23 protein-coding genes are annotated in these 21,884 nt (G+C 65.5%); 6 read left to right on the top strand and 17 right to left on the bottom strand.

The genetic code is table 11. From position 1 onward, the window contains the following. Positions 1–101: 101 nt before the first annotated feature. Positions 102–989, bottom strand: a complete 888-nt coding sequence (locus AAFG16_RS35480; protein ID WP_342732813.1) for a hypothetical protein — start codon at positions 987–989, stop codon at positions 102–104. A 173-nt stretch (positions 990–1,162) separates the two neighbouring features. On the opposite strand from AAFG16_RS35480, the gene AAFG16_RS35475 reads away from it, so the two are divergent. Further along, positions 1,163–2,350: a CoA transferase gene (locus tag AAFG16_RS35475; RefSeq protein WP_342732811.1), complete on the top strand. Its 1,188-nt coding sequence runs from the start codon at positions 1,163–1,165 to the stop codon at positions 2,348–2,350. A gap of 30 nt (positions 2,351–2,380) precedes the next feature. Here AAFG16_RS35475 and AAFG16_RS35470 read toward each other — a convergent pair whose 3' ends face one another. After that, positions 2,381–2,719 (bottom strand): hypothetical protein, encoded by a 339-nt coding sequence (locus tag AAFG16_RS35470; RefSeq protein ID WP_283081077.1) that lies wholly within the window; start codon positions 2,717–2,719, stop codon positions 2,381–2,383. A gap of 115 nt (positions 2,720–2,834) precedes the next feature. Continuing rightward, on the bottom strand, positions 2,835–3,287 hold the full coding sequence (locus tag AAFG16_RS35465) for an Hsp20 family protein (protein WP_283081076.1): 453 nt from the start codon (positions 3,285–3,287) through the stop codon (positions 2,835–2,837). Positions 3,288–3,627: 340 nt separating this feature from the next. Here AAFG16_RS35465 and AAFG16_RS35460 point away from each other — a divergent pair, with 340 nt between their 5' ends. Further along, complete coding sequence (locus AAFG16_RS35460) at positions 3,628–3,852, top strand: hypothetical protein (RefSeq protein WP_342741019.1); 225 nt, start codon at positions 3,628–3,630, stop codon at positions 3,850–3,852. Continuing rightward, on the top strand, positions 3,849–4,028 hold the full coding sequence (locus tag AAFG16_RS35455) for a hypothetical protein (RefSeq protein ID WP_342732808.1): 180 nt from the start codon (positions 3,849–3,851) through the stop codon (positions 4,026–4,028). The genes AAFG16_RS35460 and AAFG16_RS35455 overlap by 4 nt, the downstream gene beginning before the upstream one ends. 131 nt (positions 4,029–4,159) lie before the next feature. Here the strand turns inward: AAFG16_RS35455 and AAFG16_RS35450 are convergent, their stop codons facing one another. Both AAFG16_RS35450 and AAFG16_RS35445 read right to left on the bottom strand, forming a co-directional pair. Further along, positions 4,160–5,317 carry a caspase family protein gene (locus AAFG16_RS35450; protein WP_342732806.1) on the bottom strand — a complete coding sequence of 386 codons (1,158 nt, stop codon included), beginning with the start codon at positions 5,315–5,317 and terminating at the stop codon, positions 4,160–4,162. Positions 5,318–5,380: 63 nt separating this feature from the next. Next, positions 5,381–6,106, bottom strand: coding sequence for a DUF72 domain-containing protein (locus tag AAFG16_RS35445; RefSeq protein WP_342732804.1), 726 nt, complete (start codon positions 6,104–6,106; stop codon positions 5,381–5,383). A gap of 126 nt (positions 6,107–6,232) precedes the next feature. Here AAFG16_RS35445 and AAFG16_RS35440 point away from each other — a divergent pair, with 126 nt between their 5' ends. Further along, positions 6,233–6,454: a hypothetical protein gene (locus AAFG16_RS35440; protein ID WP_342732802.1), complete on the top strand. Its 222-nt coding sequence runs from the start codon at positions 6,233–6,235 to the stop codon at positions 6,452–6,454. On the opposite strand, the gene AAFG16_RS35435 is transcribed toward AAFG16_RS35440, so the two are convergent. The 7 genes from AAFG16_RS35435 to AAFG16_RS35405 form a co-directional block, all read right to left on the bottom strand. Further along, entirely contained in the window at positions 6,451–7,599 is a 1,149-nt protein-coding gene (locus AAFG16_RS35435) for an amidohydrolase (protein ID WP_342732800.1), read from the bottom strand. The genes AAFG16_RS35440 and AAFG16_RS35435 overlap by 4 nt on opposite strands. Before the next feature lie 275 nt (positions 7,600–7,874). Next, a complete protein-coding gene (locus tag AAFG16_RS35430) occupies positions 7,875–8,963 on the bottom strand; it encodes a mandelate racemase/muconate lactonizing enzyme family protein (RefSeq protein WP_342732798.1) in 1,089 nt (362 codons plus the stop codon). Positions 8,964–9,101: 138 nt separating this feature from the next. Next, positions 9,102–9,638: a hypothetical protein gene (locus AAFG16_RS35425; RefSeq protein ID WP_342732796.1), complete on the bottom strand. Its 537-nt coding sequence runs from the start codon at positions 9,636–9,638 to the stop codon at positions 9,102–9,104. A gap of 5 nt (positions 9,639–9,643) precedes the next feature. Beyond that, positions 9,644–10,837, bottom strand: coding sequence for a M20/M25/M40 family metallo-hydrolase (locus AAFG16_RS35420; protein WP_342732794.1), 1,194 nt, complete (start codon positions 10,835–10,837; stop codon positions 9,644–9,646). An 87-nt stretch (positions 10,838–10,924) separates the two neighbouring features. Next, a complete protein-coding gene (locus AAFG16_RS35415; protein WP_342732792.1) occupies positions 10,925–12,172 on the bottom strand; it encodes an MFS transporter in 1,248 nt (415 codons plus the stop codon). 192 nt (positions 12,173–12,364) lie between these two features. Then, positions 12,365–12,733 (bottom strand): avidin/streptavidin family protein, encoded by a 369-nt coding sequence (locus tag AAFG16_RS35410; RefSeq protein ID WP_342732790.1) that lies wholly within the window; start codon positions 12,731–12,733, stop codon positions 12,365–12,367. Between the two features lie 16 nt (positions 12,734–12,749). Continuing rightward, positions 12,750–14,264, bottom strand: a complete 1,515-nt coding sequence (locus AAFG16_RS35405; protein WP_342732788.1) for a CHAD domain-containing protein — start codon at positions 14,262–14,264, stop codon at positions 12,750–12,752. Positions 14,265–14,458: 194 nt separating this feature from the next. On the opposite strand from AAFG16_RS35405, the gene AAFG16_RS35400 reads away from it, so the two are divergent. Continuing rightward, on the top strand, positions 14,459–14,596 hold the full coding sequence (locus AAFG16_RS35400) for a hypothetical protein (RefSeq protein ID WP_342732786.1): 138 nt from the start codon (positions 14,459–14,461) through the stop codon (positions 14,594–14,596). A 108-nt stretch (positions 14,597–14,704) separates the two neighbouring features. Here the strand turns inward: AAFG16_RS35400 and AAFG16_RS35395 are convergent, their stop codons facing one another. The 3 genes from AAFG16_RS35395 to AAFG16_RS35385 form a co-directional block, all read right to left on the bottom strand. Continuing rightward, entirely contained in the window at positions 14,705–17,815 is a 3,111-nt protein-coding gene (locus tag AAFG16_RS35395; RefSeq protein WP_342732784.1) for a hypothetical protein, read from the bottom strand. A gap of 170 nt (positions 17,816–17,985) precedes the next feature. Next, positions 17,986–18,255, bottom strand: a complete 270-nt coding sequence (locus AAFG16_RS35390; RefSeq protein WP_342732782.1) for an HGGxSTG domain-containing protein — start codon at positions 18,253–18,255, stop codon at positions 17,986–17,988. Next, entirely contained in the window at positions 18,252–18,857 is a 606-nt protein-coding gene (locus AAFG16_RS35385; protein WP_342732780.1) for a hypothetical protein, read from the bottom strand. Before AAFG16_RS35385 ends, AAFG16_RS35390 begins: the two co-directional genes overlap by 4 nt. Positions 18,858–19,262: 405 nt before the next feature. On the opposite strand from AAFG16_RS35385, the gene AAFG16_RS35380 reads away from it, so the two are divergent. Beyond that, the gene (locus AAFG16_RS35380) at positions 19,263–20,237 is read left to right on the top strand and encodes a tripartite tricarboxylate transporter substrate binding protein (RefSeq protein WP_342732778.1); all 975 of its coding nucleotides are present in this window, start codon (positions 19,263–19,265) and stop codon (positions 20,235–20,237) included. A gap of 32 nt (positions 20,238–20,269) precedes the next feature. Here the strand turns inward: AAFG16_RS35380 and AAFG16_RS35375 are convergent, their stop codons facing one another. Together AAFG16_RS35375 and AAFG16_RS35370 are read right to left on the bottom strand one after the other, a co-directional pair. Beyond that, a complete protein-coding gene (locus tag AAFG16_RS35375) occupies positions 20,270–20,734 on the bottom strand; it encodes an NUDIX domain-containing protein (protein WP_342732776.1) in 465 nt (154 codons plus the stop codon). Positions 20,735–20,828: 94 nt separating this feature from the next. After that, positions 20,829–21,779 (bottom strand): lytic transglycosylase domain-containing protein, encoded by a 951-nt coding sequence (locus AAFG16_RS35370; RefSeq protein ID WP_342732774.1) that lies wholly within the window; start codon positions 21,777–21,779, stop codon positions 20,829–20,831. Between the last annotated feature and the right edge of the window lie 105 nt (positions 21,780–21,884).

Genomic DNA, 21,884 nt, shown 5'->3' with positions numbered 1-21,884 from the left:
ACAAGATAGCAGCTCTTTCGATCGTTCAAAGAGCACGGCCCGCGAGCGTCGTGCTTTTTCCAAATGCGTCTCGAAATCATCGAGGCCAGCCGGCACGCCCTCTACCCCTCGTATTGATCCAGTCCCATCGCCCATGACGTCTGATCGTGTCCGTAGGCATAATTGCGGTTGTTCACCGCCGGGTTGCGGTTGACCATCGGGCGCATGAACATCGGGTGGGTCGCCGAGCGCACCTCGTGCTCGACCGTGAACAGGTGCTTGCCGTTGTCGAGGTCGACGATGTCGCAGAACCGGTACTGGTACTGGTTGTCCTCGCGCGAAATCAGGTCGCGCGCCAGCAGCTTGCGGTAGGGGCCGGAGAAGTCGGTGATGTACATCTGCACATGGTGGCCGTCATAGCCGCCCTGCGGCCGGTCGGTCTCGCGAAACAGCAGATGCTGGTCACGGCCGGTCTGCACGGCGGCAACAGTGCCGTCGCCGTTCCGCAAGCTGGCGGGCATGCCCATGATCTCGGGGTAGAAGGCGCAGATCGCCTTCGCGGTGCCCACGGGCACGTCGAACTCGACATAGGGAATGCCGAGCGCGATGCGGCCGAAGCGCGCCGCATCCGGCTCGTAGCAGCGCATTCGATTGCCCCACGGACAGATCGCCTCGATGTGATCATTGCGCTCGGTGAACGCGAACGCGGTGCCTTCGAGCTTCTTCGCAACCGATGCCAGGCGCGTCAGCAGCGCCTCGCGGCCCTCGATCACCAGCCCGGTATGGCCGCGCAGGACCTGCGCCTTGCCGCTTGGCAGATGAAACTGGCTGCGTCCGGCATTGATCCACATGTTGGTGTCGGACACCATCAGATAGGGATCGCGGGTGAGCCCGAGCCCGGTGACGTAGAACAGCGTGGCGAGGCGCTGGTCGGGGACCTGGATGTTGACGTGCTCGAAATGGATCGCGTTGCCGAGATCTTCTGCGGATCGGTCGAATTGTTGCGGCATGGCCGGGCGCTTCTCGCTTCGGGGGACGGGCAGCTCATTCTAGAGCAGAATTTCCGCCAGCCGAAACGGGTCGCCGATCACATCTTCGGCGTAAGGCAGCATGCCCGTCGCCGCCTTGCCGTGGCAGCCAGTCCCTGTAAGCTGCGAGAACATAAAGATAAGGGAAGGGATCGATGGGAGGAGTTTTGGCGGGCGTGCGCGTCCTCGATTTCGGGCGCTATATCGCAGGGCCCTACTGCGCGACCTTGCTGGCCGAATTCGGCGCCGAGGTCATCCGCGTGGAGAAGCGCGACGGCAGCGAGGATCGCTTCGTCGCGCCGGTCGGCGAAAACGGCGAGGGCGCGCTGTTCCTCCAGGTCAACCGCAACAAGAAGTGCATCACGCTCGATCCGATGAAGGCTGAAGGGCAGGAGGTGATGCGCCGGCTGATTGCGACCGCGGACGTCGTCGTCGCCAATCTGCCGCCGCAGACGCTGCGCGCGATGAAGCTCGATTACGATTCGCTCAAGGCGATCAAGCCCGACATCATCCTGACCACGGCGACCGCGTTCGGCGGGCCGGGGCCGTGGTCCGATCGGGTCGGCTTCGACGGTGTCGGGCAGGTCATGTCGGGCTCGGTCTATATGACTGGCGCGGGCGATCCGCCTTATCGCGCCGCGGTGAACTGGGTCGATTTCGGCACCGCATTGCATTGCGCCTTTGGCACGCTCGCCGCGCTGATCGAGCGCGGCAAGTCCGGACGCGGGCAAATCGTCGAGGGGGCGCTGCTCGCAACCGCCTTGTCCTTCACCAATGCCACGCTGATCGAGCAGGCCGTCATCAACGTCAACCGCGTGCCATCAGGCAATCTCGGCCAGACCGCCGCGCCCGCCGACATCTACCGCACCGAGGACGGCTGGGTGCTGTGCCAGGTCACCGGCCAGCCGCTGTTCAAGCGCTGGGCGAGGCTAATGGGCGAGGAGGAGCTTTGGCTGAACGATCCGCGCTTTGCCGACGACATCAGCCGCGGCAATAACGGGCCTGTCATCAGCGAGCGGATGGCGCGCTGGTGCGCGATGCGCACCACGCAGGAGGCGGTCGACGCGTTGGGTGAGGCGATGATCCCGACCGGGCCGGTGCTGAGCCCGCAACAGGCGCTGGATCATCCGCACATCCGCGCCGCGGGCTTCCTGCAGGACGTCGATTATCCGGGTCTGCCGAAACAGGCCCCGGTCGCCCGCGCCGCGGTCCGCCTGTCGGAAACACCAGGCGCAATCGCGAGCCGTCCGCCGACGCTCGGCGAGCATACCGATCTCGTTTTGGCCGAGCTCGGCTATGACAAGGCTGCGATCGCAGCGCTCCGGCAGGGCGGGATCATCTAGCCGAAACCAATCACGGATCTTGCTGAACGATCACGGATAAGGCTCTGTCGCGGCGGCCCAAGTCCGCTTCCAGGGCCGCCGCAGCCGCATCGGGACGCCGCCACCGGGCGGCGGGTCGTCGTCGTCATCGAGCTTGCGCAGTGCGGCGAGAATGTCCGCAAGCCGGACCGGATGATCCATGCCGGGAAGCTCGCGCAGTGCAGGTTGGGATTCGACGGCGTACATGTCCGAGGCCCAGGACGACAATATGATCCGCTTCTCCGGTGTTGAGAGCTTGCGGTCGTCGAGAACGGCGTCCGGAGATGAATAATGTGCGGCAGGATGAAACAGCGGGTCGAGACCGCCGGCAGTCGTATTGGCATTAGTCATCGGTCGTCTCCCTCTACACTCCTTTCGAAGGGAATGGTTGTCCAGTCGGCGGATGGCGATGAGGTCGCAATCCGCCGATGCGGTTGCTGGCAAGGCGCGAACGCGCTCGGCGCGTCTAGGCCGCCTTCTTCTCGATCTGCGGTGACAGGGCGCCTGCGATCGGGATGCGCCGCGGCTTCATGGCCTCCGGAATCTCGCGCAGCAGATCGATGATCAACAGTCCGTCCTGGAAGGCGGCCTGCTTGACCTGGACGTAGTCGGCGAGGTTGAAGACACGGCGGAAGGGGCGCGCCGCAATACCCTGATAGAGATATTCGCGCGAGGCGCCGTCGGGCTTTCTGCCCTCTATCGCGAGCGCGTTCTGCTCGGCGGTCACGGTGATGTCGTTGACGCCGAAGCCCGCCACGGCAAGCGTGATCCGGTATTGGTCTTCGCCGGAGCGCTCGATGTTGTAGGGGGGATAGTTGTCCTCGCCCGCCTGGCGAAGCGTGCTGTCGACGAGGTCGGCCAGATGGTCGAAGCCGATGGTGGAGCGCCACAGGGGCGCGAAGTCAAAGGTGGTCCTCATAACCAAGTCCTCCAAAGAGCAAGATGGATACGAAGGAGCGCAAGACAGGGAATCGGAACGGGTCCGAAGACCCCGGCCCGGCGCCCGCGCCGGACCCGATCGGGCATCCGGCACACCGCTCTCGCGGCGAAAAACGACTTAGAGCGGAGTGAAGTCGTTGCAAGAGGGTGACGAAAATTTTTTTTGAAGGCGCGGCCGGCCGGTCGTTCCGGCGAGCAGGAAGCGGCAAGGGAGCATCTTGACAGCGTAAGAAGCGCGAATATTTTTCCCGCCGGAAGGCTGCTCTTGCAGCACCCGACAACCGAAAAGGATCGTGAAAGACCGTCAGGAGCCGACGATGATGCTCGATGAAGATCTGCCCCGCATTCGCGCGCACCGAAACAACATCTCCCGCTATCGACGCCTGCTGAAGACGCGGCTGTCGGACCTCGAGCGTCAGTTCATCGAACGGCGCCTCTCGGAGGAACAGACGGCCCTCGCGGCGCTCGCCTCCAACACGTTCCCTGTCGAACTCACCTGGCCGAAGGGCGCCACCGTGTCTGAGAACGCGGGGGGCGCGCCATGACGGACGTCCGAACCCTGCTGATCCGGGGCAGCGAGAAGGTCATAGGGCATTATCGCCTGCTGTTGGCCGGCGCGAAAACCGAGACGGAGCGCGAGCTCTACCGGCGCCGGATCGAGCGGGAGGAGAAGCTGATCAGCGAGCTCCACGGCGGCTGGCAGCAGGACGTTGCCGCCTGATCGGTCCAGCCGTGTCTGAAGCACCATGGGAGATACGCTCCCTCTCCCGCTTGCGGGAGAGGGTTGGGGAGAGGGTGTCTCCGCAAACGAGGACCCCCTGCTGTGGCGCGTCATCCTAATCTCATCGCGCTTTAGTCGGCGCTGCGCTTCCAGGCGCCGGTGCCGAGCTTGCCCGTGATCACCGCCAGCGCATCGCGGATCTCGTAGGCGCCGCCGTCACTGTAGCCTGACAGGCCCCTGCTTGCGTGCAGGGTCCAGCGGCCGTTCGCGGCGGTGATCGTGCCTTCATGCGAACGCGCCGAGCGCTGCGGCTCGGCGTGGAATTTGTAGGTGCCGTCGCCCATGATCTGCCAGATCCAGCGCGACTGCCCGCGGCCGCTCGGCACCATGATCTCCCAGGTGCCGACCAGCGCGGGGTCGATCGTTGGCGATGCCGGCGTGGGTGGTGGAGCAGGGGAGACGGCGGCCGGAAGTGGGCTCGGCGGCGCCGCGCCTTCGGCGCCGGCGGGCGGCCGGCCGGCGAGGTAGATCGCCTTGCGCGACAGCGAGCCGTAGACGAACGGCTGCTGCTCGTTGCGGGTCGCCTCCATGACGTCGTCGCGGACGTTGCGGAACATGAATGTCACCTCGACGCCGGGCACCTCGATGTTGCGCAGGAGTGCCGCGGCAAACGGGCTGTTGCGCGCATCGCCGTCGAGCGCCGTGGTACCGTCGCGTGCGGCATAGGCGACGAGAACGTTACCGACGGGCTCGATGCGGCCGAGCCCGCTCGTGGTGGCCGCACGCGTGGCGATCGATCTACTCATCTTGGCGGCAAACGGATTGTTGCGGCAGGCGTCGAGGATGACGAGACCAAGGCTCGTGGTGCTCGACACCTGCAACATCACGCTTTGCAGGTTGACGGCTTCGTTCGCCGCGTCCGTATCCCGCTTCAGCTCTGCGTCAACAGGGATCAGCCAGTTCTCGCCATTGATCTCCATGCCATGGCCGGCGAAATAAACCGCCGCCATGTCGGCGCCGGCGGCGTCGCGTCCCAACGCGATCAGGCCGCGGCGCATGGCATCGAAACTGGCGTTTGTGGCGAGGGAGACAGCGAAGCCAAGTCGCTTCAGCGCCGCGGCGATGTCGCTCGCGTCGTTCGGCGGATTGGGCAGCGCGGGCACGTTCCTGTACGCTCCGTTGCCGATGACAAGCGCGACCCGCCGGCCTTCCGCGGCTTCAGCCAAAGGCGCCACGCCCGCAAACGCGGCTGCGGCCGTCAACCTTGAGACGAATTCGCGCCGGTTCATCCGGATCTCGCTGGCTCGAACCAGCCTTGATCCTAGCGCAACGGAGCCGGGGGAGCCACGGGCTTACCCTAGCAATTGTTTCAACGCCTTGGCATCGGCGGGCGCCGCGCTCTTCTGGTCGTTGTCGAAATAGACGTAGACGTCGCAGTCCTGCCGCTTCCACGACTTGATGCGGCGGGCCCATTGCGCCAGCGCGGCCTTGCTGTAGTGCCCGTGATAGCGCCCGCCCGGCCCGTGTCCGCGCACATAGACGAAATCCGCCGTGCGCCTCCACGGCGCCGGCGCATCATGATGGTCGGACAGACACAGCGAGATGTTTTCGTCAGCGAGCATCCGCAGGATGCGCGGTTGGTACCAGCTCGGATGGCGGAATTCGAAGCTGTAGCGCCGCTTCCTGGACAGCAGCTTGAAGAAGGACGCAAGCCGGTCGGCATTCGCCTCGAATTGCGGCGGCAGCTGGAACAGGATCGGCCCGACCTTGCCGCCGAGCCGCGAGATGCGGTCCTCCAGCAGCTCGAGGCTGTTCACCGAGCGATCGGACAGGCGCTTCCAGTGCGTGATGAATTTGGACGCCTTCCAGGCGAACACGAAATCGCGCCCGGTCTGCGCGCGCCAGGCCTCGACGGCTTCGGGCGTCGGCGTGCGGTAGAACACGCCGTTCAGCTCCGTCGTCTCGAATTGCCCGGCATAGTAGCGAAGCTGATCCTTCAGCTTCACGCCTTCAGGAAAGAACGGACCGCGCCAGGAGGCGTAGTGCCAGCCGGAGGTTCCGATCAGAACGCGCGCCATTCACGTGACATCCCTTGCCATCGCCGGACGCGGCTCGCTCCATGGCGGAAGCCGCGCCTGCCGGAAGGAACGTCCGTGCTATCGATACGTTTCTCGTGAGCTTGGTCAACGGGAGGGCCGGAACTGATGTATGCGCTGTTCGAAGGCAACAAGCAGATCGGCGATCCCTTTCCTTCCGAGAAGGAGGTATGGGAAGCCGCCCTGATCGAGGGATTGGTGACCGACGTGCCGGTCGCGGACGAGGAAGGCGGCCGGCTTCTGCCCGAGGGATATCACGTCGCGCGTGTGGAGCAGGCCGAGGTCTGCGAGCCCCGGCCGGAGTGGAAGCTGCCGCACGAGATCAGCTAGTTCGACGCCAGCGCCGTCTTGGCGACCTCGGCCATCCAGGTCGATGCCACCGGCAGGATCGCGTCGTTGAAATCGTAGCGCGGGCCGTGCAACTCGGCGCCGTCGCGCAACTCGCCGTTACCGATCCAGACGAACGCGCCGGGCCGTTTCTGCAGGTAGAAGGCGAAGTCCTCGCCCGCCATGCTGGGCGCGAGGTCGCGGCGCACGGGCGCCTGCGCCTTGTCGGCGGCGATGCGGGCAAGGTCCGCCTCCGCCGGCGTGTTGATCACGACGCCAACGCCCATGACGATCTCGGGCGTCACCTTGACGCCGAAGCTCGTCGCAATCCCGGCGCAAGTGCGCTCGATACCGTCGAGGATGGTGTCCTTGACGCCGTCGCGGTGGTAGCGCAGCGTGCCGCGGATGGTGACGCGGCCTGCGATCTGGTTCGGCGCGGTGCCGCCTTCGATGGTGCAGAGCGAGAGCACGGCAGTGTCGAGCGGATCGACGCTGCGCGACACGATCGTCTGCAGCGCCACGATGAGATGGCCCGCCGCCATCACTGGATCGCGCGTCAGATGCGGCATGCCGGCGTGGCCGGCATGGCCGTCGATGGTGATGGTGATGCGCCCGCCGGAGGCCATGACGACCCCGTCATGGACCGCGATGGTGCCGGCCTCCAAGCCCGGCCAGTTGTGGAAGCCGAAGACCCGGTCCATCGGAAAGCGCTCGAACAGCCCGGCCGCGACCATCGCACGCGAGCCGCCATAGCCTTCCTCGGCCGGCTGGAAGATGAAATCGACCGTGCCGCTCCAGTTGGTGTCGGCGGCGAGCAGCGCGGCGGCGCCGAGCAGGGAGGCGGTGTGCCCGTCGTGGCCGCAGGCATGCATCACGCCCGGCGTGGTCGAGGCGTAGGCAAGCCCGGTATCCTCGGTGATCGGCAGCGCATCCATGTCGGCGCGCAGGCCGACGCGGCCCTCCGCAGACCCGCGCCTCAAGGTCGCGACGACGCCGTGGCCGCCGATGCCGGCTTTGAAGGGAATGCCGAGCTCGGTCAGCTTCTCCTGCACGAAGGCGGCGGTGGCCTTCTCCTGGAGCGACAGCTCGGGATGCGCGTGCAGATGCTGGCGCCATTCGGTCAGTTTCTTGTGCAGATCGGGGGTCAAGGCGGGAGACTTTCGGATGGTGTCGGCTGTTGCCACCATAGCCGATTATTGGCGTCCCACATCAAGCCCCTTGGAATGCCTCGCGTGCAGCAATGAACTCCGTGCCTGCTGGGTAGACCAACCGCGCCGCGCGCTCCGCTTCACCTCTCCCGCTTGCGGGAGAGGCCGGGAGAGGGCTCGATCGTCATTGGGGATCTCACTGCGGAGACACCCTCTCCCCAACCCTCTCCCGCAAGCGGGAGAGGGGCGCACCTCGCTCGCAGCGGCGATCAGCCCTACGCCGCCAATTTCGCCAACCCTGTCCAGTCAAAGCTGATGCCATGGCCGGCGCGGTCCGGCGCCAGCGCCTTGCCGTCCTCAAGCACCAGCGGGTGCTCGATATATTTGTCCAGCCCGAAGCCGTGCGCCTCCAGATACGACCGGTTCGGGCAGGCCGCGAGCAGGTGCACGGTGATGTCGTGCGCGCCGTGGCTGGTGACGGGCAGGTTGAAGGCTTCCGCCAGCCGCGCGATCTTCATGAAGCTCGAGACGCCGCCGCAATTGGTGACGTCGGGCTCGGGATAGGACACCGCGCCCGCGACGATGTAGTTCTTGAACTCCCACAGCGAGCGCAGATTCTCCCCCGCCGCGATCGGCACCCCGCCGGCCTGCAGGATGCGGGCGTGGCCCGCGACGTCGTCGGGGATAACAGGCTCTTCCAGCCAGGTGAGATCGTAGGGAACGAAGGCGCGCGCGGCGCGGATCGCTTCCTCGACCGTCCACTTCATGTTGGCATCCGCCATCAGCGGAAAGCCGTCGCCGAGATGCTGTCGCATCGCGGAAACGCGCGCGACGTCGGATTTCAGATCAGGCCGGCCGACCTTCATCTTGATGGCGCGAAAGCCTTTCGCGAGATTGCCGTCGGTCTGCTTCAAGAGCGCCTCGACCGAGAGGTCGAGGTCGATGCCGCCGGCATAGCACGGCACGCGCGCATCGAAGCCGCCGAGCAATTGGTACAGCGGCAGCCTTGCGCGCCGCGCCTTCAGGTCCCACAGCGCGATGTCGAGCGCGGACAGCGCCAGCACCGCCGGCCCGCCGCGCCCGCCATAATGCAGGCCCCACCAGACATGATGCCAGACGGCTTCCGTGTCGTCCGCCTCGCGCCCTTCGACCAGCGGCGGAATCTCGCGCTTGAGAATATCGGCGACCGCGCCGCCATTGCGCCCCACGGTGTAGGTGTAGCCGACGCCCTCGGCGCCATCGGCATCGCGCACTCGGCAGGTGATCAGCTCGAACGCCGCGATCTCGCCATGGGTTGAGTCGGAGAGCGTGACGGGCAGGGGGATCCGGTAGAGAGCGGATTCGAGATTTGCGATGCGTGGCATGTAGCCTCCCGGTTTTTTCTTGTCGTAGGATGGGTAGAGCGCAGCGAAACCCATCATCTTCAACGTAGGGCGATGGGTTTGGCTACGCTCTACCCATCCTACGCACTGCAACGCGCAACAAGGCGCGGGCGATCCCGCTTACCGCTTGGTGGCGTAATAATTGATGCTGATCGAGGCCCGCTGCGGCGAGGTTCGCCACACCGACATCTCGAGCGTGTCGCCGCTGCCGGCACCGACACGCCAGCTCGCCAGACGATGATTGTCGTTGTTGGACGGCTTGTCGGTCCGCTCACGGGCCTTCAAAGATGTCTCGATCAGCCCGGGCAGCGCATCGGCCGAGACGCCGACGGCCGACACCGTGCAGGTCACGCTCGGACCATCGTCAGGTCCTGCGAAATAGGCTGTCATGCTGCCGAGCCTCTCGCCCCGCCTGATCAGCTTGGCCGAGTAGAGAAGGTCGATTTTTGGCCCACGCTCCATCTCGGCCGTGATCGGGCCGCCGTCGCTGACAAAACCCAGGTCCGCTGCGATACGCTCGACCTGGCTTGGCCTCGCCGGCTTGGGCGCGCAGATCTTTGCGAAGAGATCAACCAGCAAGGCGCCGTTGTCCCCTTCCGCACCAGCCGCGCCCGCAAGCGCCAGCAGCGCAAATCCTGCGAGCGCGAACCGAACCACGCCAATCACCGCATCGTCGCGAGCTGCACAGCCAGCGCGCAGGCGCGGTCGTATTCGTCGAGATTGATCCACTCGTCGATGGTGTGCGCTTCGTTCTGCCCGGCACCGAAAGTCACGGTGGGAACGCCATGGCGCACCATCCAGTTGGCATCCAGGCCGCCATTGGCGGCGCGGACATTCGGCGTGCCGCCGACCGCGGCCACCGCCTCAATGGCGCGTTTCACCACGGGCAGGCTCTCCTTCATGCGGAACGGATAATAATCGGTCTCCGCCTTGAACTTGACCTTGCCGGACTTGCCTTGCGCGTTCGTGACCTTCTTGGCCGCCTTCTCGAACGCGGCCTTGTAGGCCTTGGTGATCTCCTTGAAGAACTTTCCGTCGTGGCTGCGGCTTTCGCCGCGCACATGGACGTAGTCGGTGACGACGTTGGTGGCATCGCCCGCGGGGCGGCCTTCGCCGCCGGTGACGGGGCCGACATTGCTGGTGCCTTGACGCTTGCCCTTCACCACCTTGCCGAACCAGCCACCGGCCTTCACCTCGGCAAGCGCCAGCGCCATGATCATGGTCGAGGAGATGCCGCGCTCCGGCGCGACGCCGGCATGCGAGGCGCGACCAAGAATTTCGACGGTCCAGCGATCGGCGCCGACCGCGCCGATCACGACATTGGAGGCCGCGCCGCCGTCATAGTTGAACGCCATCACCGGCTTGCCGAGCTCCTCCAGCTTGACGTGGCGCGCGCCATAGAGCCCGCTCTCCTCGCGCACGCAGAACAGCAGGGTGATCGGCGGATGGTCGAGCTTCTGCTTGGCGAGCTCCGCCGCAAGCGTCACCAGCACGCCGCAGCCGCAGCGATTGTCGCCGCCGAGCGCGGTCTTGGCTTCGTTGACGATCTTGCGGCCGGATTTCTTGGGCTTGGCACCGGCGCAGAGCGGCACGGTGTCCATATGGGTCATGAACATGATGCGCGGCTGGTTGTGCAGCGCGCCGCGGCCGGGCAGGTCGACGATGAGATTGCCGGTCTCGGTCGGCACCGGAATGCGCGTGTTGGCATCGTCGAGCCGGATCGCCTTGGCCGGCACGCCGGCCTGCTTCAATGCGGCCGTGAGCTCACGCCCGATCGCCGCCTCCTGTCCTGTGACGCCCTCGACGGCGAGGAAGCGCATGAGACGGTCGGTGGCGGCCTTGGTGTCGACGGGCATGAGCTGAATTCCTTGACTCGTAGGATGGGTAGAGCGAAGCGAAACCCATCGCCTCAAGATGATGGGTTTCGCTGCGCTCTACCCATCCTACGAATGCGGCGAGGTGTAAGTCAAAAAGATCAGCACCCCCAGGAACAGCGCCGCAGCCATGAACAGCAGCACCGCCGGCAAGCCCGCGACCGCCGCGACCGCGCCGGTGATCGACTGCATCAGCGCCGCGCCGAGGAAGAAGGCGAGGTTCACGGCCGCGAGCGCCTTGCCTGCGGTTTGCGCGTCGACCAGCTGCCTGGACATGCCGAACACCAGCGGCTGCGCCGAGGTCGCAAGCCCGATGAGCACGAACAGCACGAGGTCGTATTGCGGCGGCATCACCGGCAGGCCCAGCAGCGCGGAGACCGGATAATGCGGTGCCCCGAGCGCCATCAGCGCCAGCAGCAGCGCGCCGGCCAGATGCGAGCCGGCCACCAGCGCGCGGCGGCGGCCGAGCCTGCGGTCGATCACGCCGATGCACAGCGGTCCCGCGATCATCGCCAGCGTGAACGCGCCGAGCTGGTTGCCCGCCTCGACCCGGGTCAGTCCCTTGACCTCCATCAGCCACGGCCCGCCCCACAGGCCGCGCAGCACCAGCGAGGTCGCCAGCGACACCAGCGCCAGCGCGATCAGGCCGCGCAGCTGCCGCGAGAAGCCGAGCCTGAGCACCTCGGTCATCTGCGACAGCGGCGAGGAATCGTCCTTGTGCTCGGCCGGCTGGCTCGGCACCAGCAGGAACACCGCGAGCGCCACCAGCAGGCCGCCAGCTGCCGAGATCCAGAACCCGGCGCGCCAGCCGTAAGTGTCGACCACGAAGGCAAGCGGGCTCGACGACAGCAGCATGCCGATATTGCCGATCGAGAGGATCGCGCCCGACCACAGCCCGAACCGCGCCGCCGACAATTGCTTCGCGGCGAGCGTCATCGGGCACATCAGCATGCCCGAGGTCGCGACGCCGAGCAGCACCTGCCCGAAGGCAAAGCTCGAAGGTCCCGTCGCAAAGCCCGACGCGATGGCGCCGACCACGGTTCCCGCGAGCAGGCTCAGCGACACCGGCCGCACGCCGAACCGGTCCATCGCCGCGCCGACCGGAATCTGCGCGGCGGCAAAGGCGAAGGGATAGACCGAGGTGAGGCTCGCCAGCGCCTGCGGTTCGATGCGGAAATCCGCCGCCATCAGATCGAGGCTGACGGCGGGGATGGTGCGCAGCAAGGTCGAGAGCATGTGCCCGCAGGCGAGCGCAAGCAGCGCAAAGATCAGCGCGCGGGTGCCATGTCCCGCTTCATCCGTGGCAACCGCACTCATAGCGTCCCGTCCCGGCAAGGGTTTTGGCCGGGTTACACGATCGGGGGGAGGGTGCCAATGGCGGGCGAGGGCAGCCCCCTCATTCCGGATTGCCTTGGCTAGATCGCGGCGCGGAAGATCAGATACAGGGGCAGATGCTGCTTGCCGAGGTTGTCGGCAATGGCATTGATGGGAGCAGACGAAGGCCGGGCGCTAGGTGCGCTCGAACGTGTCGACATTGGTTGTCACGGCGCGCCACCAGTTCAGCGGCTTGAGTTTTGCGGGATCGCCTTCGCTGGCGGCGCTCAGCGCCTGGTCGGCGACCACGAACCAGGCGGTCTCCATCTTCCCGTGGCGCAACAAGCCCGTGTACGAGACGACGCGGTCCCCTGTCGCGGACGAGCCGACGGCGACAAAGCCGATGCAATTGCCCCGATGAAACCCGGTGACCTGCACCGTCTGCCCATAGAAACCGCTGTCTTCAAGCGCGGTCTCGAACGTGCCCTCGATGCGTCCCTCGGCATCGCTGATGATGCGCAGGATGGAGCCGAACTGGTTTCGCCAACTGCCGACCCATGACATGCCGGTTCTCCCCCGTTCACTTGCCCGGCGCGACGCGCAGCCGGTGCAGTCGATGCAGCTCTTTTGCGGCGTCCTTCATCAGGCCGTTCGCCGCCTCGCGCTCCCGGCCGACGATGAATCCCGATGCGAACGCCTGGGCGCGCCGGTTCGCCGGCGGCGCCGCCAGCGCCGCCTCGGTCGCCAGCTCGCGATGCGTCATGAAGTCGTTGAGCGATCCCAGCGCGGATTGAATCTGCTTCAGCCGGCTGGCGAGGCTTCCGAGCTGCTTGCGGTCGCGATCGCTGTAGAGGCTCCCAAAGAAGTCGACGGCATAGCGGATCTTCTTCACCTTGATCCGCAGCTTGTGGCGCTGCGTCGGGTCGAGATCGTCCAGATGCTTGCCCTGCTTGCGCGCCTTCCTGATCCGCCGGTCGAGCAATGCAGCGGCGTAGGTGGCAATCGACCGGTCGTCGCCGGCGCGGGACTGTCCGGTCTCGATCCACTCGATCACGTCGATCAGCAGGCGGCGGTAGCGGGCGGAGCCGACCGCCTCGCGGGCGCGTGCGAAGGCTGCGCTTCGTTCCGCGGAAAATCTCTTGGCGATCGCGCGAGCGCCGCGTTTCGGGACGCCCTGGTCGGCGATCGGCCGAATACTTTCCTCGAGGAATACGTCGATCTCGCGCGCCGGCGCCAGCTCGCCCGTGAGCCATTTGAGCTCGGCCTTGATCCGCTCCGTGCTGGCGCGCGGCAGGATGTCGGAGAACAGCGAGATCGCGGCCCGCAAGCGCCGCAGGCCGACACGCATCTGGTGGACGCCTTCCGAATCCATGTCGCGCACCGGATCGGCGTTCGCCGTGATCTGGCGCAGCGTCGAATGTGCGATCACGCCGAAGGCATCGCGCGGCGAGAGCTCGCCTTTCAGCGCGATCGGCTCGGCGTGCTGCGCGCCCGCGTCGTGTCCCGCGACGAGTTGAAAGCCTCGCTCGGCTTTCGACCGCAGATCGAGCTCGGCGCCCGTCTTGCGTTCGAGATTGCGCGCCAGCCGGAACAGATCAGTGACCTGCCCCGATTTCAATTCCAGCTCGAGCTCGGCAACCGGCCGCGAGCGCCGCCCGGCAGCGACGTGGCCGCGGTCGACGGCGAGCTCGATCTGGCTTTTTCGCACTCGCCTTGCTTCGGTCGTGCGATGGATCTCGGTCTGAAACACCGGCCGCAGCTTGCGCGGAAGTTTTTTGGACGCGAGGTCGTCGAGAGGCGTGTTCTTGATCTTCTTGAAGTCGGGCTTTGCGCCTGCGACCTCATGTTCCCATTCGCCGCGCGTGACGGTTCCGGAGCCGCCCGCCTTCACGGTCTGCACGTAGCGATCGCCAACCTTGCGGACGCGGAGCGTGAGGCCATGCCGCCTGAGCTTCTGATTGCTCGTGTCGTAATAGGTTGACACAAGCGCCTGCTCCGAGCGGTCGCCGAGTCGCCCGTTTGAAGCGGCAGCGCGCAAGACGGATGACAGCTTTCGCGGCGCAAGGCGGAATTTGAGTTCCGTTTCGGCATTCATCGGCGTGCTTCCGTTGCCCATTCAAAGTGGCGCCACCGCGAGAAGTTCCGGCGGCAACGGACATTTCGAATCCCGATGATCCGGCAACCGATCCCGCCGCAGGCGTCATCGAAAATTCACGGAACTCCGCCTGAGAACGCTCGATTGACTGACGTCATCGCGACACTTGATCGCGTCACCAGGAGGAGGCGTCCGTGAGCACAAAGAACGTCATTGCCATCCTTGTCATCGTGTGTGTCCTGGCCGGCGGTGCGACCGCGCTCTATCGTCTGGACAATGGCGAAGGAACTCGCACCAGCCACGATATCTCGGCCAAGACGGCGTCGGATTGACGGCCTTTGGAAGTGGGAGCTTCGAAGTGGACAGGCGGAGCGAGCTATCGCGGCGCCGGCCGTGCATGGCCGGCGCAGTTCGTCGCGTGCAATGCGATGTGACGCCGATCAGGCCAGGGCCGGGATGACGCGGTCGGCGACTTCCCCATCTTGGCCTTTTCTGATGTCGCCTTTGAGCTTCTCGACGATTGAAAGGAAAGTGGGGGGCGCCCCGGTCGTCGCGGTCGCCGAAAGACCGCCGCCGGAGGCGAATGCGCGTTCTGCGATCTCATAGCCGAGCGTGCGGTAGCTTTCGAATTGAGATTCCGAGAAGAACTGGTTCAGCGTCGTCTCGTGTGGAAAGGTCGCGTGGGCTATCGCATAGCTCAGGACGCCCATGGGCTCCGTGCCGTGCAGGCCGGACTTGAAATACAACAGCACTCCGTCTTGTGATTTGCCGCCATCGGCCTCGTGATAGCGAATATCGCCAATCGCCCAGTAGGGCGCCTGCTCTGCAGGGGTGGGACGTTCCTTGAAGCGCTTCTTGAGAAGGTCGAGGCCGTGCAAGTCGATGCGCACGCCGAGATCGATCCAGATCTTGCGCAGCGCATTGCCGAGATCCTCGAAGGAATAATCGGGATCGCAGCCGGCGTCGCTAACGACGATAACCCGGCAACGCCGGCGAACCATTTCGTAGAGGCCGAGATTCTCAAAGTGCCCGCCGTCGGTGAGATAGACCCAGCGCCGGGTTTCGCTGGTCAGGCCGAACATCTCCATGAAGAACGGCCACAGCGCAAAGGGTGGCTTGACGTTCGCGTATTCGGGATTGTCGCCACGCGGGTTGGCCAGCCACCAGCCGAGGCGCACGTTGAAGAGCGCCATCAGGAAGGCGACACCCGGCGAGGAGTTGTAACCCATGCTCGGGCTTACGGCAGCGCCCGAAATCGCCATTGCGGTCCCGAGCGCAAGGCCGAGCGGTGCTCCGCCGTAAGGCCGCTCCTGTTCGGCTCGAGCGTAGGTCGTCCGATAAGCGCCGTCCGAAAATGCCGCGCTGCCGCTGCCGCAATGGAGTGGCGAGAACGTAAAGGGCGCTGCCATTCGTTCTTGCCAGGCGAGGTTCTTGGACGACACGAGGTTGAGCGCCGCGCTGATCACGTGGAACGGCCTCCAACGGGCCCCTCGCGGGACGACGCCAGGCTCCCAGAGGTCTTGCAGATACGGGCTGTCGCGGCCGTCGAAATCCGTAAAGGCATTCTTGGTCTTGTCGCGGTCTTTCTCGTCGCGCGATGCGCCGAGAAACGCGCGCACCAGGCGGTTCCGGTAGAGGCTATGGAGAGAGTAGCGGTTGATGCTGAGGACGAGTGAGGCCGCGATGATCAGCACCGAAAGCGTGAAGCCGGCCAGGAGCACGATTGTCCAGGGCATATGGCTGCTCGCGTCGGGCTCGAAGGATCTGAAAGCAGCATCCCAGCCAATGGACAGCAGGGCGACCAGGATGATCGCGAAAAGCGCAGCCGCGATCGCGGCGATCGTGTTGAGTCCGAGGTACTGGCGAAAGCCTGATACCTGCTCGGCGGCGGCCTTGGTCTTCGTACTCGCGCCCAGGATGACCGAAAGCAGGCCTGAGATACCCCCGCCAGCGGCGAGCGAGGGAACGAAGGCGCTGCTCTCGATCCATTTTGCAGCCGCGGGCGCGCCAAGCACGAGCCCGAACCACAACAGCCAGCCGATATAAGCCAACGTGAATATTCCGCTCGATCGCGCCTGGAATTCGAGCCCGACGTCCACCTCGGACAGAAATTCGGCAAACGCGATGTAGATGACGTCGGCGACGATGCGCGCCATCACGAACCAGGGCAGGCCGAGGACGCAGGCAAAGATTGCTGTCGTGGCGTTGGAGCCATGCTGGTTCAGATACCAGAGCAAGGCCAGTCCCGCGGCGCTCAGCAGCCCGAAAGCCCCGCCGGCGACGCACCAGGCGGCGAGATCGATCCAGCGCTGCCAGGGACTGACCGTGCCCGTGCGCGGCGAGCGCGCTGAATGGCCGAAGACACGCCTCCATACGCGCGCCAGCAACGAGGAGGCGAGATAGAAGACGACTCCAAGGAGGGCGCCGCGAATGACGACGTTGACGTAGAATCGAAGTCCCTCGGCCTCTCCGGGCTTGAACCCGAGCTTGTCGGTCACGTCCGTGAGCGTCGCCAGGCCATAAGGGCTTTGCAGCACGAAAACCAGCAGTGCGGCTCCGACAAGGAATGGCGCGAGGTCGCACACGAGAAACCAGGATTGCGAGACATTGATCCAGCCGCGGGCGGGGCGGTTTGCAAAGGAGAACGACAGGGAGACCAGGAAGCACAAGGTGGGTACGATCATCAAACCCAGGAACCACATCCTCTCGTCCTTGATGCTTTGGGCATCAATAACGGCAAAGTAGAGGGCCTTGGTGATGAGCACCGCGAGGATCATCGGCGGGACGAGCAGGACCCAGTTCAGGAACAGATTGCGCAGCACGCTGGCAACGTCGCTCCACAGGTCAGGGGAGATCGACGAGAAGCTCGGCGCGAGAAAGTGCGAATTGCGCCGGAGGTTCGAAATCGGCTCCGCCTCTTCGTGATCTCCGAGTCGACCGCGGCTGTCGCGCCGGTTGAGCAAACCGACCGGGTCCGGCGCGGAGCTCCGATTGGTCTTGTGTGCACCTGCGGCTGCCGCGGCAGACGATTTTTCGCGCACCTTCTCACGCCGGCGCTCCTGATAGAGCCAGGCTGACAGCCAGCTGCCGATATATCCGCCTCCCGACACGGTCGACAGATACTCAAACTGCGCGAGAGCCGAGCCCGGCTCCTCATCTGGACGCTTCGACCTGACCTTGAGGGCTGCAATCCTCTGCAGGATGCCGAGCGCGAACGACGCGCTGCGGATTCCGCCACCGGACAGGCAGAGCGCCCACCGATCGTCGGCGTTGAGCGCCCGGTAGACTTCAAGGAGTTGCTCAGGGACGGGAGCCGTTGGCGGCAGCGATGGGCCCTGCGAGGACAGGGAGGAGCGCTGCGAAGCTTGAGCCGATGTCGCCGAGGGCGGTGGCGCCGGTGTGGGCGGCGCCTCGGACGCCGGCTGAGCGGGTGCCAGCTTGGCCGAGCCGCCGGTTGCCGGATCTTTGTCTTTCGGCGGGAATTCCAGAGGTGCGCCGGCAAGCGCCCGCCGCTCCTCCCAAAGCACCTGCGAAAGGTTCAATGCCCCCACGACACCTCTCCCCTGTTTCACCGAGACAGGACCAAGCTAGCGACAGCGGGAACAGCGCGCGTGTGAGATAGTTCACAAGCACGTATAAATTGTCAAAGCTTGGTGGGAAAGAGCGAAGGCGGAAGCGAAATCCATCGATTCCGGGAGAGGCGGCTCGATTCACCGGCGGGTCACTTCAACTTCTGCAGCAGTCCTTGCGCCTCGTCGAGCAGCAGTCGCACCTGTACCCGCTCGGCCACGGCTTCTCGCGTGAACCCTCCGTGCTTCCGCGCATTCTGGTTTCCCTTCGGCGCGCCGCATCTGCGTCCGCCGCCGTGCATACGGCAGCGGGATTTGCCGCTCGACGCCGGTGCGCGGCACGCATCGCCGTCGCGGGTTCTGGCGCCGCAGCGGGGACTGGTCAGCATCGGGCCGGTGTTCCGATCGTGACGGCCGGTCATCGGCCCGCCTCTTGCCTCGCCTCGCTCGGGCCTGCCTCAGCAACAAGCACGTTGGCGTGCTGCGTGACATGGCCCACGATCGCCTTGCCGCCGTCCTGCACCGACAGATTCCGCACCGTGATGGCGCGCTCATCGTTGCCGCGATGGCGGCCGAGCGCCTCTATCTGGGCTGCAAAGGTGCGTGTCAGCCGAGTCAATGCGCGCGTGATGCTCTCCTGCTGCGCAAGATTGTCGGTGCAGGCGAGGCGACAGGCGGAGCGCATCGCCGCCATGTGGACGCATACCATCTGCGCCGCGAGCATGGACTCGATGGAATCGCTGGGGGCGATGCGCTTGATCGTCGAAATCATGAAGGCGAGATTGGCTTCGTCGGGTCTATGCCCAATCGCGCTCGCCTTCGCCAACTGCTTGAGAATGCCGTGCAGCGCGTCGCGGTCGACGGCGCCGAGCGCCTCGGCCAGTAGCCTTTCGCCGGCTTGCGGATCGGGATGCTTGATCGCGATGCGTTTCTTGTAGAGCCGGATGCGCGGGTTCGCGATGGAGCCGCTGCGATCGTTTGCCGCAACCGGCGGCGTGGCCTGGAGGGTCGGAGCCGTCGTCATATGCTGTGTCCTTTGCTGACGCAGGCGCGCGCGAGCGACCGTTCGCTCGTTGCGCGCGGATGCGAATTTCGGGATGTCGATGAAGGGCTTACGCGCAACTGCGTCGGCACGGCCGCGGCCGGTCCGGTATGGATGCTGCCGATTGTTGCGATGGTGCCATTCTGCCGGTGTTTTGCCCGACGTGTCAAATCCTCTCGCGCGATGCGCAAGTCCTTGTTCTCGCAGGCGCCGGCTACTGTGCATGGGGTTGTTTTCAAATTTTTTGTTTGCAATCGGCTCTGACCTGCCGCGCGGCGGAATGCCGGCATGGAACCGCGATTGCGCAATCGCGCGCGGCCGCTAATCATGGTGCACGAATGCACCCGCATCACACACAAGCGGCGGCGAAGGTGGGGAGAGAGACCAATGCAACGAACGCTTCGCCTGCTGGCGCTTGTCGCCGCACTGTGCGCGTCGACAGAGGTCCTCGCGCAAAAATATCCGGCGCATCCGGCCAAGATCATGGTCGGCTTCAGCGCCGGCGGCCCGGTCGATGTCGTCGCGCGCATCGTCGCCGACCGCCTCGGCAACAAGCTCGGGCAGCCCTTCGTGGTCGAGAACCGGGCGGGTGCCAACGGCATGATCGCCGCAGAGGGCGTGGCGCGTGCGGATGCGGACGGCTACACCATCCTCGCCTGCAACTCCTCCACCATCACGCTCAACAAGACGCTGTTCAAGGATGCCCGCTACGATCCGATCGGCGATTTCGCGCCGCTCACCACGGTCGTCTCGGCGCCGCTGGTGCTGGTGGTCAATCCCGAGAATCCCAAGACCGCTGACATCAAGACCGTCGCTGATCTCGTCGCAGCCGCAAAGGCCAAGCCGGGCGAGCTTGCCTACGGCTCCGGCGGCAACGGCAACCTCGCCCATCTCGCCATGGAGCTGCTGAGCCAGAAGGCCGGCATCAAGCTGATCCACGTGCCCTATCGCGGTGGGGCTGCGTCCGAGGTCGGCATCCTCGCGCAGGAGGTGCTCGCCGTGTTCGATCCGCTCTCCGCGGTGCCGCTGGTGAAGGCCGGCAAGCTGCGCGCGCTCGCGGTGTCCTCGGCCGAGCGGCTGCCATCGCTGCCGGATGTGCCGACCGTCGCGGAGGCCGGCTATCCCGGCTTCGACATCTCGTTCTGGGTCGGCTTCTTCATGCCGAAGGCGACGCCCGCGCCGATCCTGGAGACGCTGCATCGTGAGATCGTCGCCGCCGCCAAGGACCCGGTGTTGCAGGAGCGGCTGGAGACGCAGGGCGTCGTCAGCGTGCTGAGCCCGGCCGACTATGCCGCCAAGATCGCGAAGGAGACGAAGGATCTCGCCGAGGTCGTCGCGGCCGCGAACATCAAGGCGGAGTAAGACCTCCGGGTGAGGGACCGCACCGCGGCGAGCTAGCCCGCGCCGCCGACCAGTCGCGCCAGCCGCTCGAGCAGCGGACGCTGGCCCTCATTTATCTTCCCGGCCGCTTCCTCGAGCGTGAAGAACGCGGCGCGGTCGATCTCGGGAAACGCCTGCCGCTTGCCGCTGCGCGGCGGCCATTCGATCTCGAACGTGTTGCTGCGAATATTGTGCGTATCGACATCGAGCTCGATGGCGAAGGCGGTCACGATCTTGCCGCCGCGCTGCTTCACCTCGCCCAGCGCAATGAGGGGCTCGGTCACCTCGACGCCGAGCTCCTCGGCGAATTCGCGCCGCGCAGCTTGCTCGGCATCTTGCCCGTCTTCATATTCGCCCTTCGGGATCGACCACGCGCCGAGATCCTTGTTGCGCCAGAACGGGCCGCCGGGATGGACCAGCAGAACCTCGATCTCCGATCGCACGCGATAAGCGACGATCCCGGCGCTTCTCGTTGGCATCGCTGGTTCCTCATCTCGCCTTCACGGCTCGGCTGAAACCGAGCCTCTCAACGTCGTCCAACGCCGCTTCCACGAACGGCTTCCGGTCCGCGCATCAGCTTGAAGACCGTTCGCGTGCGGCAAGGCGGATGGCGCGGGCCTTGGCACTCTTGCCGGCCGCACGCGCCGCGATCATGCTGCGTGCCTTGGTGGTCTTCCGAATCACCGAGGCGAGCCGCTTGCGCGCACGGTTGGCGGTCAAACGCGCCGCCAGTTGCTCGGCCTTGCGCATGATGGTGGCGACCGAGGGCGTCAGGTTCACCGGAACCCAGGCGACGTCCTTGATCTTGGACAGACTGCCGATGCCTTCGCAAGGTGCTTCACGCGGCAGGTCGATCCGGATCGCGAGCGCTTCGGCCCGTGCGGTCCAGTCTTCGGCCTTGGTGCCGGTGATGATGCGGACATAATCGCGAGTCTCGCGCGGCAGCTCGCTCTCCCTGGCGAGCCATTTCTGGATGCGGCCGGGGCCGGCGTTATAGGCGGCCGCGGCAAGACCGAGATTGCCGAAATCGTCGCGCAGCCTGCCCAGGAATTTCGCCGATGCGGGCAGCGCCTTCATCGGATCGAAGGGATCGTCGAGGCCGACCTCGGCGGCCGTCTCCGGCATGAATTGCGCAACGCCCTGTGCGCCGGCCTGGCTGACCTCGTTGGACTTGAAGCGGCTCTCCTGCCAGATCAGGCGCGCGAAGAACGGCACCGGAATGCCGCTGGCTTCCGCGGCCTCGCGTAGCGCGTGGCAGAATTTTTCAGTCGGCGAAAGCGGGGCGGGAGCGACGGTTTCAACCGTGCGCGCCGGCTCGATCGTCTCCTCATAGGCAGCGCGCGCATTCGCCAGCTCAATGGCCTGCACGCTGGAGAGGAAGATCTCGACGAGGGGAACCAGCGAGGGCCCGCGATCGGTTTTGAGAAGGGCGTTGTCGGTGTTTTCCGCTTGCCGGGACGTCGTCGAGCCGACGTCGCACATCACGATCAGGAACGCAGCGCAAGCCGCGACGAGAAATCGCATCTCGGTAAGAGTCCTCGAACTGTGGGGAACATCCGGCGTGCGCCGGCGACGAGGACTTCATTAACCGTAATTGCGGCGAAGCTGCGATTCCACAGCGTGGGTCGG

Origin of the sequence: Bradyrhizobium sp. B117, from assembly GCF_038969555.1 — a bacterium.
In the GTDB taxonomy this organism is placed as follows: Bacteria; Pseudomonadota; Alphaproteobacteria; order Rhizobiales; family Xanthobacteraceae; genus Bradyrhizobium.
Note: the sequence above shows the minus strand (reverse complement) of the source record. Positions and strands in the feature narration are given on the sequence as shown.